At 58.8% G+C, this 12244-nt stretch carries 18 protein-coding genes, 1 tRNA gene and 2 pseudogenes; 9 read left to right on the plus strand and 12 right to left on the minus strand.

What is annotated here, in order from left to right; translation table 11 throughout:
* Positions 1-89 precede the first annotated feature (89 nt).
* The 5 genes from RAD04_RS09695 to RAD04_RS09715 all read right to left on the minus strand — a co-directional run bounded on the left by RAD04_RS09695 (position 90) and on the right by RAD04_RS09715 (position 2756).
* Complete coding sequence (locus RAD04_RS09695; protein ID WP_461623580.1) at positions 90-332, minus strand: hypothetical protein; 243 nt, start codon at positions 330-332, stop codon at positions 90-92.
* 71 nt (positions 333-403) lie between these two features.
* Positions 404-703 carry a hypothetical protein gene (locus RAD04_RS09700; RefSeq protein ID WP_461623581.1) on the minus strand — a complete coding sequence of 100 codons (300 nt, stop codon included), beginning with the start codon at positions 701-703 and terminating at the stop codon, positions 404-406.
* Positions 704-739: 36 nt separating this feature from the next.
* On the minus strand, positions 740-1813 hold the full coding sequence (locus RAD04_RS09705) for a helix-turn-helix domain-containing protein (protein WP_461623582.1): 1074 nt from the start codon (positions 1811-1813) through the stop codon (positions 740-742).
* 9 nt (positions 1814-1822) lie between these two features.
* A complete protein-coding gene (locus tag RAD04_RS09710; protein ID WP_461623583.1) occupies positions 1823-2467 on the minus strand; it encodes a hypothetical protein in 645 nt (214 codons plus the stop codon).
* Between the two features lies 1 nt (position 2468).
* Complete coding sequence (locus RAD04_RS09715; RefSeq protein ID WP_461623584.1) at positions 2469-2756, minus strand: hypothetical protein; 288 nt, start codon at positions 2754-2756, stop codon at positions 2469-2471.
* A 196-nt stretch (positions 2757-2952) separates the two neighbouring features.
* Between RAD04_RS09715 and RAD04_RS09720 the strand changes: the two genes are divergently transcribed.
* Entirely contained in the window at positions 2953-4008 is a 1056-nt protein-coding gene (locus RAD04_RS09720; protein WP_461623585.1) for a beta family protein, read from the plus strand.
* On the opposite strand, the gene RAD04_RS09725 is transcribed toward RAD04_RS09720, so the two are convergent.
* On the minus strand, positions 3899-4531 hold the full coding sequence (locus RAD04_RS09725) for a sce7726 family protein (protein ID WP_461623586.1): 633 nt from the start codon (positions 4529-4531) through the stop codon (positions 3899-3901). The genes RAD04_RS09720 and RAD04_RS09725 overlap by 110 nt on opposite strands.
* A gap of 260 nt (positions 4532-4791) precedes the next feature.
* On the opposite strand from RAD04_RS09725, the gene RAD04_RS09730 reads away from it, so the two are divergent.
* Positions 4792-4986: a ribbon-helix-helix protein, CopG family gene (locus tag RAD04_RS09730; RefSeq protein ID WP_461623587.1), complete on the plus strand. Its 195-nt coding sequence runs from the start codon at positions 4792-4794 to the stop codon at positions 4984-4986.
* 261 nt (positions 4987-5247) lie between these two features.
* On the opposite strand, the gene RAD04_RS09735 is transcribed toward RAD04_RS09730, so the two are convergent.
* Both RAD04_RS09735 and RAD04_RS09740 read right to left on the minus strand, forming a co-directional pair.
* Positions 5248-5370: a hypothetical protein gene (locus tag RAD04_RS09735; protein WP_461623588.1), complete on the minus strand. Its 123-nt coding sequence runs from the start codon at positions 5368-5370 to the stop codon at positions 5248-5250.
* Positions 5367-5969, minus strand: coding sequence for a recombinase family protein (locus RAD04_RS09740; RefSeq protein WP_461623589.1), 603 nt, complete (start codon positions 5967-5969; stop codon positions 5367-5369). The genes RAD04_RS09735 and RAD04_RS09740 overlap by 4 nt, the downstream gene beginning before the upstream one ends.
* Positions 5970-6336: 367 nt before the next feature.
* On the opposite strand from RAD04_RS09740, the gene RAD04_RS09745 reads away from it, so the two are divergent.
* The 3 genes and pseudogenes from RAD04_RS09745 to RAD04_RS09755 all read left to right on the plus strand — a co-directional run.
* Positions 6337-6684, plus strand: a complete 348-nt coding sequence (locus tag RAD04_RS09745; RefSeq protein WP_461623590.1) for a DUF2441 domain-containing protein — start codon at positions 6337-6339, stop codon at positions 6682-6684.
* A 44-nt stretch (positions 6685-6728) separates the two neighbouring features.
* A tRNA-Thr gene (locus RAD04_RS09750) sits at positions 6729-6800 on the plus strand.
* Between the two features lie 335 nt (positions 6801-7135).
* Positions 7136-7552 (plus strand): annotated as a pseudogene (locus tag RAD04_RS09755) (TIR domain-containing protein); the annotation flags it as partial.
* A gap of 34 nt (positions 7553-7586) precedes the next feature.
* On the opposite strand, the pseudogene RAD04_RS09760 reads toward RAD04_RS09755, so the two are convergent.
* Positions 7587-7787: pseudogene (locus RAD04_RS09760) on the minus strand (tRNA uridine-5-carboxymethylaminomethyl(34) synthesis GTPase MnmE); the annotation flags it as partial.
* 1 nt (position 7788) lies between these two features.
* On the opposite strand from RAD04_RS09760, the gene RAD04_RS09765 reads away from it, so the two are divergent.
* Both RAD04_RS09765 and RAD04_RS09770 read left to right on the plus strand, forming a co-directional pair.
* Positions 7789-7986 carry a TIR domain-containing protein gene (locus tag RAD04_RS09765; protein ID WP_461623591.1) on the plus strand — a complete coding sequence of 66 codons (198 nt, stop codon included), beginning with the start codon at positions 7789-7791 and terminating at the stop codon, positions 7984-7986.
* 43 nt (positions 7987-8029) lie between these two features.
* Positions 8030-8368 (plus strand): hypothetical protein, encoded by a 339-nt coding sequence (locus tag RAD04_RS09770; RefSeq protein WP_461623592.1) that lies wholly within the window; start codon positions 8030-8032, stop codon positions 8366-8368.
* Between the two features lie 253 nt (positions 8369-8621).
* Here the strand turns inward: RAD04_RS09770 and RAD04_RS09775 are convergent, their stop codons facing one another.
* Complete coding sequence (locus RAD04_RS09775) at positions 8622-9074, minus strand: hypothetical protein (RefSeq protein ID WP_461623593.1); 453 nt, start codon at positions 9072-9074, stop codon at positions 8622-8624.
* Between the two features lie 242 nt (positions 9075-9316).
* Positions 9317-9499 (minus strand): hypothetical protein, encoded by a 183-nt coding sequence (locus RAD04_RS09780; RefSeq protein ID WP_461623672.1) that lies wholly within the window; start codon positions 9497-9499, stop codon positions 9317-9319.
* A gap of 66 nt (positions 9500-9565) precedes the next feature.
* Between RAD04_RS09780 and RAD04_RS09785 the strand changes: the two genes are divergently transcribed.
* Positions 9566-10063, plus strand: a complete 498-nt coding sequence (locus RAD04_RS09785; RefSeq protein ID WP_461623594.1) for a hypothetical protein — start codon at positions 9566-9568, stop codon at positions 10061-10063.
* Between the two features lie 13 nt (positions 10064-10076).
* Here RAD04_RS09785 and ligD read toward each other — a convergent pair whose 3' ends face one another.
* Entirely contained in the window at positions 10077-10952 is an 876-nt protein-coding gene (gene ligD / locus RAD04_RS09790) for a non-homologous end-joining DNA ligase (RefSeq protein ID WP_461623595.1), read from the minus strand.
* A 349-nt stretch (positions 10953-11301) separates the two neighbouring features.
* On the opposite strand from ligD, the gene RAD04_RS09795 reads away from it, so the two are divergent.
* Complete coding sequence (locus tag RAD04_RS09795; protein ID WP_461623596.1) at positions 11302-12072, plus strand: hypothetical protein; 771 nt, start codon at positions 11302-11304, stop codon at positions 12070-12072.
* Positions 12073-12244: the final 172 nt, after the last annotated feature.

Below are 12244 nucleotides of genomic sequence, written 5' to 3' on the forward strand. Positions count from 1 at the left end.
GCGCATGGCCCCGCGCTCCGATGGGGGTTTGTTTCCTACGGGCAGCGCTGGGACAAGCAGAGCTGTTCCTGAGACAAAACGAGAGGATGTCAGATGTATTGCTTCACATCACCCAGCCTCATCCTCAGCGCAGTCATGGCGTTAATATTTGCCGGGCCGATGGCCTCAATGCTCTCGCCATCGTCAACCGGAGCCTTCTCTTTGACTAGCTGCTTGGCCTTAGCCCAATCCAGCTCAAAGACATAGAAGATGCGTTCTAAAGACGGAGGCGTTTTGACTTTCACAAGCCAACCGCCCTGGATGTCAACGTCATCTTTTTTTGGCGCGCTCAAATCTCACCTATGCTGGGTTGAGTGGGCCGTGAAAGCTCGCGACCCGGCATTTCCGTCCGGCGCTCAGGACATTAGTCCGGGTAATCCAACGCATAACGATCGCTCGGTTCGTACAGTGTGAGGAAGTATCTATTGATGTCAGGCAGGTTTTGAAACGGACCAGACGGATCCCAACTGCGGTATTCCAATCTGATTGCGCCATCATCCGCGAAGTAAGAGCACTCAAATGCTAAGCCGCCGCTAGCAGAGCTAGTTTCTTTCTTTGAGAAGCCGTTGGCTACGGCAAAATCGATCGGCAGATCATATTGTTTCTGGGCTTCAGCTCGCTCGATGGCAGCTTTCAGCTGAGCGTATAGATCGCGCGCTCTCATCCTTTGCTCCCGTCCATCCGCAAAAACGATCAGTGGCTAGATGGCCTTTAGGCTTGGCCGCCCCTTGGCTCGCTCAGGTGGGGCAATATTCCCGGTGAGGCCAAAGACCAAATTCTCCAGCTCATCTGCCGGAAGAAATAGTTCAGCAGCCACCTGATGCTTCGAAATACGATCGCTCCAAAGCTCGGTGAAAACCTTCTTCCAGATCACCGACTCTTCTCGAGGCACGCCATTTGGCTCGGTAGTTCGGTAGCCTCGCTGGTTGATCTGTATGCAGAACGTTCGATATTGCCAATCGCTCAAGATGCCGAGTTTATGCAGGCGGTACGCAAGCGCTGATGTTGACACTCCCCAACGCTTCTTCCCAACGACAAGCTCGTCAAGCCTGCTTACGAACGGAAGGCGTGATTTAACGTCGGCCATCGGCATCAGGAAGGACGAAGCAAAGTTGTTTGCCTCCATCTCGGCATCTCGCCCCTGTCGAGGACCGCCGTGCTTGTGTAGCACTAGGTGGGCCAATTCATGGGCTGCATCCAGCCGGCTTCGCTCCGAGGATTTGAACGTGTTCAGGAAAACGTATGGAATATCATTTCGCCAACAAGAAAAGGCATCAACGTTTTTCGTGTTCTCAGCGAGCGAGAATACCCGGACCCCCTTAGCTTCCAGCAATTTGATCATGCTGCTGATCGGCTGCTCACCGAGAGCCCAGACTTGACGGAGCGTCCTGGCTGCGGCAGCCGGATCCCGTTCATGCGAAAGGTCGATAAGCTGAGGCTCAGGCAGATTGAACCGAATCGAGACATAGTCCGACAGCAAATAGGCCAGAGATCCCGATGCGAGCGCCGCATCCCGCTCGCGGGCCGTCATGGAGGTTAGACTGCGGAAGCTCGCCGACTCCTTGGCCAGATCATCTACGTCGCCACCAAAGAAGAACTCTCTCGGAAAGCCGAGTTTCTTTGCGATCAGATCGACGGTCTCTGGCTCCGGCTCATTGTTTGCCTTCTCCAGGCGAGTGACCGTAACCGGAGACATGCCGATCAGTTCAGCGAATCCTTTGCTGCTGAGCCGCCGCCGTTTTCGGGCGAGGCTCAATCTCTGCGGATTAAACATTGAAGTCAGTTAGCTCTTACGCGTGACGTTGATTTCAAAGTCCTGCGCCGGACCTTCATCGTCGTCGGCCACCTTCGGCATCATGCTGGACCATTCATCCGGCTTGATGATGTAGATGCGTTCGTTGAACCCTTTGAATTGACCATCCTCGACTCGCTTCGGGAACGAAAGCTCAGCACGCACGTCGTCGCCGTTAATATGAACAAACAGATACCAAAGTGCCGCATTCTCACGCTGGCGCTTCTCGCGATTTTCGGCCTCATACTCGGGGAAAAGATTGCCCTGACCGAGGTCGACGGCCCTACTGGCGGCCGGACCCTTGTCGGAAATCGCCTTCGGATCGCGATCATCTTCGCAGGCGCTATCGGCATTCTGGAATACGATCTTGACGCCCGTCTTAGGGTCGAAGGTGGCCTCGATGTTTCCCGTCCGATCGATCTGCCATCCCTTCGGGCGCAACGTATCGCGCAGCGCGCCAGTTCCATAGATGTAGGAGAGCTGCCCGGCGGCGTTCAGCGGCTGGTTCAGGACAAAGCTCGCCTTTGCAGCGACTGCCTGTTGGACGATCGCGATCATTTCGCTGGCCGATAGGCCAAGCCGATCTAAGCGGGACGCTACCTCATAGTCCTGAGCAACGATGCGGTCGGCGGCCAAATCAGATCTCCATGTTAATTTTCGAGACCTCATTTGTGGCAGAGAAAATTAACATGGTCAAGAGCCGCCTGGTGTTCCTTATGGTGTGGACCTCTTCCTCCGCCACACCGACAATAGCCAGCGACAAGCCTGAGAATGCCGCTTTCCAAATAGATTTCGCGCGATCATGCGCAATAGGCTCGAAATCCCTCGGGACAAGCTTTTTTAGAGAGGCCCCGTCGAGCATCCGCTGCCGGGCCTCTTTCGTTAACTCTCTGATAACAAGAAGGATTCCGCCGTCCAGCAGCATCGGTGGCGGCTGGCCCCTTATGCATAATTTTTGACTAAATCCAAAATTCCCCGACAAAATGACGGGTAGATTGACAGTTCTGCCAAAATTAATCTACATATCCTGGTAGTTAGGCGTGACAGGCTCTATTTTATCATTAAATAAGGGACCTCCGGTGTTTAATCATCGTCATTATGTGCCAATTTTGAAGTGGAAAATGGGAGAGTATCAGGCGCTCAGCCGCCTAGCGGGTCCGGCCAAGGACCGCATTACGCCTCTCCTCGAAATTCCCCCTGTCGGCTTCGACTTCGAGACGCAGCGGAACAAGGAGAGCGCCGACGACCACCTGGGCGACTTCGGCAAGCGCCTGAAATCCAAGTGGCAGGCGCGGCCCTGTTTTGTTGACCTGAAGCATCTGCCGGCAACGACCCGATGCGCCGGAGGGCGCCACTGCGTTGAGGTTCTCTTCGAAACCGCTCGCGCCGAAGGCTGCGCGGCGGTCCCGGTTGTCAGCTTCGCCAACGACGCCGCATTCCTTGCCGCCGTTGCTGCTGTTGCACGCCAGGACCGGCGCGGTGTCTGCCTCCGGCTGTCGCTCCCCGACTTCGACCGGATGAACCTCCAGTTCGACATCGAGAACATGCTGCGCTCGATGGCAGACGGCTATGGGGAATGCGACCTGGTGATCGACCTCGGCACGCCGACCTATGTGCCGATCGCGATCATGGTCACGATCATGCAGACGCTGATGGCCCGCGTGCCGATGCTCAACCAATGGCGCACCGTCACCATCGCCGGCACGGCCTATCCCAACTCGGTGGCGAACATCGCCTCCCCGTACCAGTTGCTGCCGCGCCATGAATGGCAGGCCTATCGCGCCTTCATCGCAACTCTCGGTCACGAGACGCGGATTCCGACCTTCGGGGACTACGCCGTCGCCCATCCCGACTTGGTCGAGCTCGATATGCGGATGATCAAGCCGTTCGCGAAGCTGCGCTACACCATCACCGACCACTGGCATGTCGCGCGCGGGACGCCGGTGCGGACCCACGGCTTCGGCCAGTACCAGCAGATGTGTGCGACCCTGGTCACGCTGCCCTATTTCAGCGGTCGCGCGTTTTCGGCCGGCGACGCCTATATCGCGGACTGCGCGGCAGGCACGGTTACGACGGGGAATTTGTCAACGTGGGTGTGGGTGTCAACGAATCGGCATCTGACGAAGGTGGTCGATGACCTCGCCAGCGCGCACGCGCTTTCAGTCGCTGCCGAATGAGCGGGCGCAGCTCCTGCAGATCGACGGTTTCGGCCAGGTATTTGTAGAGGACGCCGCGCGGCTTTCTGAGCAAAGCTGGCGGCGCCCCGCGCTCCTGCAGAATTTCAACGACTTCAGGTCGCCAGAGCAGTTCGGCCAGGGCGAGCGGGTCGATCATCGGATTCTGAGCAAAGGCCTGCGCGGTCGCGAAGCTGATGCCGCCGCGTGGTCCCGCCGTCACCACCTTGATGCCCCACCAGACCGGAAGCAGTGGCTTGGCCTTCTCCAGGTGGCGTTCACCGACCACCAGGGTAGCACGGTCCAGCACAAGCCCGTACGTGGCAACCTGTGACGGCAACCGCTCAAGCGTGTCTAAATCGCTTTTAATCTCGTAACCATGCAGGTAGCCGTTGACCACAGCGATATCGACCCTGCAGGTGCCGTGGCGCAAGCCCAGCTCGTCGAGCACCAAGGTGTCGACATCGCCGTGATGCTCCTTCAGCACCTTTCGGTGCAGAGCTTGCCTGACGTCTCGATCTCGCACGACTAAATCCTCAGGAGGGGCGCGGCCCTAAGATGCCGCTCTAACGCCCAACAATCCGTTGAATCTACGCTGGCGATCGACCTCATCAAATCACCATAGCGCCGAAAAAGCGTTGCTGACCACCCGATCTGCGGCCAGAGCGGGCAAAAAGCTGTGGCCGAGTCCTCTAGGCAACAGATGGCGGCAGGGCAGGGTCCCAACCATGTACGGCGTATTACGTATTTAAGCTTTCATTTAGGAATTGCCCGTATGTTTTGGGCATGACCAAGCGCGTGATTTCAGTTCGACTTTCGGACGAACGCCTCAGGCAACTGGATGAGGTGTGCAGCCGACTGGGCATGAACCGCTCGCAAGTAATAGACGCCGCATTGCGGCTGGTTCCAGAAGTGATGTCCGGGAAAGCGGAGCTGCACTATGACCCCGAACGATTCAAACGATCCGCGCAGATTGAATAAAAACCACGTCGCAGGCCTGGTGGCACTGCTGGTGATGGTGATGGTGGCCGCACACAGCGGCTATCGGCTACACATTGGCCCAACCGGAATCACGTTCGAGCAAAATGCTCAGGTTACCAGTCCGTAGGCCTACGCGATGGTTCCGGGCTGTCGAGGGTGGAAACCGCTGGCTCCCATTCAGACTGTTCTACCGGTTCTTCTGCGCCAATTCTGAAATCATAGCTATGTCGGCTTGGCCGCGGGACGAATAGGTTTCAATCCTCATTGTGCCGCCGCGCCCAATGCGCCCCATTCTCGCACGAGCGAGCACTCGCCAAACAACGTGGGATGGATGTCCAGCTCATTCGGACGAACATCTAAGCGGGTAAGGGTAATGGCGCTCATGCGATTTCCTTTTCTTCCTTCTCTTTTTGTAGGGCGCGCGACAAGGTCGATGCGCTGCACCCTAGAAGCGCGCCGATCTCCCGCAGTCCGCGCCCCTCGCCTTGCAGATCCCGCGCATGCTCGATCTGCTCCTTGCTGAGTTTGAACTTGAGCCCGAAGCTTCGGCCCAAAACTCGTGCCCTCTCCCTGCCCTCCTTGGTCCGTGCCAGGATTAATGCCCGGTCGAGCTGGGCGAACGCTGAGAGCATGGTCAGCATCGCCGCCGCCTGCGGCGTGTTGGTGTTGGCCCATGGTTCGGCAAGGGACTCAAAAGTCACGCCCTTCGCCTCAACCTCATGCACAATGTTGAGAAGGTCGCGCGCTGTGCGCGCCAGACGGTCGATGTGGGTCACTGCCAGAACATCGCCGCTGTCCAGCGCGGCAATGGCGCGGGCAAGCTGTGGCCGATCAGTTCTCACCCCGCCTATCTTTTCACTGAAGACCTTGACGGCGCCTGCGGCCTTTAGGGCGTCAACTTGGGCAGCATGGTCCTGCTCAGCGGTAGAGACGCGCGCAGACCCGTATTTCAACACTGCCAAATTTGCAACAGACTTATGCAACGGTCAAAGCCGTTGCGCAGACTGATGACTACCAATGTTGCATTTATTTTGATTTGTGCAACAGCCGCCCCCTATAGACCTAATCGTCAGTGGAGAGCGAAGACGTGGTCGAAGCAGTCGAGAACCGCAAGCTGTATCAGGTGACGGGCACGTCTCCCTACAAGAAGGCCTTTACGCTCGAGCAAATGATTGACGTTGGGAATGAACCTAATCCATTCTTCAAGTTCTACGAAACGATTCTGGGTATCCGGTCACGGACGGCGCGGCCGGCCGGCCGCATAACCTCAATGCGGTCGAGTGGCTGCACCAGGTGAGGATCGGCACTCTACAGACCGCTCCTCAAATTCTTGCGGAGATCGCGTGGAATGTGAGCCAGCATTATATGATGCTGGCTCGTGAGCTATTGATGGAGCAAATCCGGGTAGAAGACTTCAGCGGCAGTCCTCCTTCGCGCCAGCGCTGCCTCTACTTGAGCGAAACCGTTGAGGAAGCCCGCACCTGGTTGCCGCTTCTTGGCGGCAACGGTGCCGTATGCGAATTGACCTGCACAGGCGTCATTCATCGGGCGGACTCGCGACAGATGGTCATGCTGAGCGAGCCGCTCCAGGTCACACGAGAGAGGGCTCAGGCGTACTGGCAGGGTAAGGCCAGCGCCGACCCTCGGATGGAAACCTTGTTTGTCGGGAAAGCCAAAATAACGGGCATGCGGCTCTAGCCGGAGACTTGCGATCCGAGAATGGCCCCACCATATTAGGTGCTGTGTCTGTAGCTCAGCTGGATAGAGCTCCCTCTAGTAAAGGGAAGGTCGGGGGTTCGAGTCCCCCCAGAATTCGAAGGGCGCTCCCCTACCGGGTCGAGCGCCCTTTTTCGTTGTGGTATAGTTCGTCAACTGCAACCAAAGCGGAGCACATCTTTGTCCCCTCGCCGGCCGACCACCCCGCCGCCCCAGGCTCCCGTTCTGAACGCGGCGCAGGTCCGCCGCCGCATCGAGCGACTGAAGCAATGCCTCGCTGATCTTGAGGCGTTCAAGCCGGAGCAAGTGCAGAAGCGCTTCAACATCCCTGAGGTGATGACCATCGAAGCAGGCATACGGGACGCGCTGGCAGCCGCCTTTGGCCACAACACGCCGCGGTACAGGAATTTTGAAGATGCGGCCAGCCTGGACAATGGTCCTGTCACGATGCGCATGGAGCCCGCTTTTGGCCGTGGCTGGGTCGATCGATTACGACGCGAGAGACGCGCACGAGGCCCGCCAGTACTTTGCCGAAGGCAAGCAGCGTTCCATCCAGATATTGCAGGGCGCCATCAGAGCGCTAGAGACCGACCTGGCGGACCTTGACGACGATACGCAGGATTCAGGGCCGGCCGCACCTCCCCCATCCACGGTGACTGCGGCGCGGAAGGTGTTCATCGTGCATGGCCACGACGAAGGCGTGCGCGAGGCCGTTGCAAGGTTTCTGGAGAAGATCGGATTCGAGGCGGTCATCCTGCATGAAATGGCCAACCAGGGCCGAACCGTCATCGAGAAAGTGGAAGCCCACAGCGATGTAGGTTTCGCGGTGATCCTGCTGACCCCAGATGATGAGGGTTGCGTGAAGGGCGGAACGCCGGCACCGCGCGTGAGGCGGAATGTGCTCCTGGAGAAATTGCGGCGAGCAGCGTCGCCAGCACGGCACGGCCGCCATGGACGTGAAATTCGGCGACGTCCTCGCCGGTCGCGCTGGCCGGCCCCGGAAGCCACAGCACGACCGCATCGTCGATCGGCTGCCCGTCCCGCTCCCGGAGCAGCCGGCGGCCCGCCAGCCGGGGCGCGGGCAGCTTGCTGGGTTACTTCATAGGCAAGCTGGGACGCCCGCGCGTTTGCACCCTGAAGGTCGGCGACCCTGAAATTCCTTCCGACTGGCGAGGCGTCGTCGATGAATCTTTCGACAGGGGCGGCGGCAGGCGGCAAACCTTGTCGAGGGAGCTGGAGGCAGCCGGCTACGAAATCGACTGGAATACGGTCATGCGCGGTTAAAACTTGGCCGGGCTGCTGGAACCATCGAAGAGGCGACAACACTATGAGCTATTCCAAACGTGTCTTATTTGGTGATGATCCCGCCGATGATGAAGCGCGGCGGCGCATCGCTGCATCAACCGCAAACTACCTTGCGCCGTTCACTTTCAAGATTCCAACACGCCGGAAGAACCGGCTCAAGGTCGGCCCCTATTGGGACGGGGCCTGGTCCTCCATCGTCGCGGAAGCCGCCAAAGCTCTGAACATCGAAAGCGTTCAAATCAACGACCAGCGCTGTTTTAAATCACAAGTAGAGGCCGACGCGGTGGCAGCCCTTGCGGAGCAAAAACACCAGGCGAAGATGAAACGGGACGAGCAAATGTATGGTGCCCTTCGGCGTTAGTCGCCAATCACCCGGTGCTTCGGCCTCGTCCAGCTCCGCCGATTGCCTGCGTACCCCAGCAAGGCGCGGCCGCCGCTGAACACCGTTTGACCGAAGGAGGCAACGGCGTTGGTCCCGCCACAGAGAACGTACGGCTGGGATTGGTCGTGCCGATGCCGACATAGCCGCTGCTGACGATGCGCATGGCTTCGGAGTAGAGACGTTGATGCGTAAGTCAGGCGTGGAGGTAGTGCCAATGGAAGCGTAGTTACTGTTACCCCAGTAAATGTAATTGCTCGGGAGGAAAATGCCGCCGCCGACCGTTAAATTGCCCGTACTGCGCAGAGTGCCGGTAAACCAACCGTTGGTACTTGAAATCGAGCCGGTCGAACTGACTCCGATAGTGACGAGATCGTAGCTGGGATAACGAGATCGTAGCTGGGATCAAACCAGCCGGTGTGTTCACGCCGCTCTGGGTAAGCGAGACATAGCCGGTGCTAGAAATCGCCAGCATCGACGTCGTACCGCCGGTGATGCGGTCGGTGCTCGCCGCGCCGACGTTGGTGAGGCCGCTGCCGTCGCCGACAAACTTGTTTGCCATCACGCTGTCGCTGACGGTCAAATCGCCCGCCGTGATGAGGCTCGGCGTCCAGGTAAGACAACCGATGTCGCCCGGCCGCGCGTGATCACCAATGCAAAGACGATTCGTGTTGTTGCCCAGCGTCAACTGATGGCCATATTGCCCCAGTCCTACGCGACAGCACCGCTGGTCAACAAGGCCAACGGCAAACCGAGCAACACGGAGCGCATGCGTCGACAATAAATCCAAGCCGCTGAACTGTATCGCCTGCCGTCTAGTTTCGCGGCATGTGTGTGGCTCCGCTAAGCCGGATTCCGGGCTTAGCGATGCCAAGGCGTCGTCCCGCCGGCACCGTGGCCTTAAGGCGGTCGGATCGGCGCGGAAACAAATTATTGTTGGTCGTTTGCGCGCTGGATCGATTTATTGTCGGTCCTGTCCGGCGCGGTGGAATTCATGTTGGTTGAAGCCTGGCGGGCAAAACTCCATCTTACCTCCACGTTCATTTCGGAGATTTGTCGATGTCTACAACGAAGCCACGGGGTCGTCCCCGCGGGACTGACTACAAGGAAGATTCAGCCGCCCTCGCTCTGGTTGCCGAGATCATCATCGCGAAACCCGGCACGCGTGCGACCGCGGCGATGCGCCAGGTCCAGCGGGGCCGCAAATGGCGCGGCGCCTCACCTGACGCCATCATCGCCCGATGGCTGCGCAAATGGAAAGCCGAGGTATCAACCCAGCTTCATCTTGCCCGTGAACGTCGGGCCCCGCGCCCCGCCCCCAGGACCGTATACGACGTCCTGGCGAGCGTGGCGGGTATCCAGCCTATCGTAGACAGGCACGCCAAATCGGTTGAGGCGATCGCCCGGATGCAGAAGGTGCTGGATGATCCGGCCCGGCGGGCGTTGATGACGGGCACGCTCCCGGTCAGCCCGCTGACGACGACCGCGGAGTTTCTCAAGCATGCCGAGCAGATCCGAAAGGCGATGGAATCCCCCGCGGTCCAGGCGATGGCGCGGCTGGTGCAATCCCCCGCGGTCATCAAGCAGATGGAGTTCATGCAGAACTACGTACAGAAGGTGCGGATCGCGGAAGAAGAGCTGCCCAAATTGCCGAATTTCGGCCTCAAGCTGTTTTGAGGCCTGTCGCCGCCTACTTCTGCGACAGGCCCTTGAACGAACTCGCTCTGAGCAGGCCTTCGGATGTGATGTCCCGGTACTCCACGTCGGCATAGAACTTCGGCTCGACCCACGTGGCCTTCGGCTTCCTGATCGCCTTGGTGAGCTTGGCCTTCGGGCTCACCACGGTATCAAGCGCTCTGCGGATCTTGGCCGATGTCGTCCGGTCCCAGCCAGTGCCAACCTTGCCCATGTAGACAAGGTCTTTCCCTTCCTTCTTGCCGAGATACAGTGCCGCCACTCCTGACGGATCTTTCACGAAACCGACTACCGGGAATTTGCCGCGTTGGACGGTCTTGATCTTCACCCAGGCTTCGGTGCGGTCAGAGCGGTACGGCGCGTCGGTTTTCTTCGAGATAATGCCTTCGTAATTCAGCCTGGCGGCATGCTCGAACAACTCTTGCGCGTCGCCTTCGAGGTGCTCGCTGTAAAGAACCGGAGGTTCAAGCTGATGGGTATCGAACAGCTCTTTCAGCAGCGCCTTGCGCTCAGCTTGCGGCCTTTTACGCAGGTCCAGGCCATCCAGCCAAAGAAGGTCAAAGGCGTAGTAGAGGAAACGGTCCTGGTCGCCTCTGGCGAGGTCGGCCTGCAGCTCGGAGAAGTTGGTGCGGCCCTCGTGGACGACCACGACTTCCCCATCAACGATCGCCTGCCCCGGAATATCGAAGGCGCCAGCAATCACCGAGAACCGCTTGGTCCAGTCCAGGCCGGTGCGCGTGTAGGCCTTCCGCTTGTCGCCGTTGATATGAAGCTGGATGCGGTAACCGTCGTATTTGATCTCGTGGAGATAGTCGCCCTTCGGCGCCTTGGTCCGCAGCGTCGCGAGCTGGGGCTTGATGAATACCGGCATCTCCGCTGGCGCGGCTGGGGCACGGGATTTTGGACGCCTACTCACTTTCGCAAACGCAACCCAACGAACAAAACGATGATCAAAAACGCCGCGATGACGGCAGTCGTTCCTTGAGCACTGAGACTCATGATGCCGAGCGAGACTTCCAGCTTGTCCATGGCGCAGCTCTCCTTAAGGAAGGTCGATAGCTGCGTTTGGGAAGGCAAAGATTCATCGCCAAAATTACCTGATGTCGCAAGAGGAAAGTATCACCTTATAAATCATTGATGCTCCAGGTGATTTTTCCGCATTTGCAAACTCACAATGCCATTCGTTGATTGTCACCATAAATCGCGCACTGGAGGCACGAATGAAGGCCGTCGCGAAGGCAGAGGCCGGCGATGGTTGCAGCCGCAGGAGCGTCAGCATAGCGCCGCGCAGCGGGACGCGGGACCGACTGCGGCGACGAGACCGGTTAATAACGGCACCCGGCGCACGCATCAGTGATAGCGGTGCCGCAGGCAGATGCTTGAAGGAGACCGGGCTCTGCGACAACCGGCGCACGGTGCTGCGCGAGGCGATTGAGGCCATGGTTCTGAAAGGCATCGAGGAGAACCTCGCGGCGCCCGAGCTGATCGCTGAGTACGTCCGCGAGTATCACCGGATGTCACGTGAACTGCACGGCTCGACTGCCGACCGACGCCGCGATCTGGAGAAACGCCTGGGCAACGTCAACGGCGCAATCTCGAAGGCGGTGGACGCGCTGCTGGGCGAAGCCCCCAGCCGCGCCCTCCACGATCGTCTGACGGCTCTCGAAGCCCAGCGAGATGAGATCGAAGCAGCCATCGCCGAGGTCGTCCCGCCCACGGTCGAATTCCATCCCAACGCCGCGAACGCCTACCTCGACAAGATACGGAACCTGAAAAAGGCGCTGGCGGAGTCAGATGAGGACAGCCGTGTGGCTGCCCATGAGGCCATTCGGGAGATTGTCGAGAAAGTCGTCGTTCATCCACGGGGCCGGTACAAACCCGTACAGATCGACATTTACGGCCAACTCGCCGCCCTGCTCAGGATTTCCGAGAGGGCGGCCGAGCTCCTAGGGTCTAGGGAAGCAAGCGTTGGTTGCGGGGATAGTATTTGAACCTATGACCTTCAGGTTATGAGGCCGAAGGGCGGAATGAAGCAAAAAGGGCGCGTCCCGGACCAATCGAAGCTGTTCGTCCTATTGGTACGCCACAGCGACCCACAGCCATCTCTGCGCACTTGATTTCTTTCTTGTTAGAGCAGCCTACGATCTTATCGCCTCAGACCGA

It is taken from the genome of Bradyrhizobium sp. 25ACV (genome assembly GCF_054863005.1).

Bases quoted from the DNA above. Each gene is read 5' to 3' on its own strand.
- RAD04_RS09700 (WP_461623581.1), bottom strand. From the start codon at position 703: ATGAGAGCGCGCGATCTATACGCTCAGCTGAAAGCTGCCATCGAGCGA.
- RAD04_RS09705 (WP_461623582.1), bottom strand. From the start codon at position 1,813: ATGTTTAATCCGCAGAGATTGAGCCTCGCCCGAAAACGGCGGCGGCTC.
- RAD04_RS09715 (WP_461623584.1), bottom strand. From the start codon at position 2,756: ATGCTGCTGGACGGCGGAATCCTTCTTGTTATCAGAGAGTTAACGAAA.
- RAD04_RS09720 (WP_461623585.1), top strand. From the start codon at position 2,953: ATGGGAGAGTATCAGGCGCTCAGCCGCCTAGCGGGTCCGGCCAAGGAC.
- RAD04_RS09730 (WP_461623587.1), top strand. From the start codon at position 4,792: ATGACCAAGCGCGTGATTTCAGTTCGACTTTCGGACGAACGCCTCAGG.
- RAD04_RS09735 (WP_461623588.1), bottom strand. From the start codon at position 5,370: ATGAGCGCCATTACCCTTACCCGCTTAGATGTTCGTCCGAATGAGCTG.
- RAD04_RS09770 (WP_461623592.1), top strand. From the start codon at position 8,030: ATGAGCTATTCCAAACGTGTCTTATTTGGTGATGATCCCGCCGATGAT.
- RAD04_RS09785 (WP_461623594.1), top strand. From the start codon at position 9,566: ATGCGCCAGGTCCAGCGGGGCCGCAAATGGCGCGGCGCCTCACCTGAC.
- ligD (WP_461623595.1), bottom strand. From the start codon at position 10,952: ATGCCGGTATTCATCAAGCCCCAGCTCGCGACGCTGCGGACCAAGGCG.
- RAD04_RS09795 (WP_461623596.1), top strand. From the start codon at position 11,302: ATGAAGGCCGTCGCGAAGGCAGAGGCCGGCGATGGTTGCAGCCGCAGG.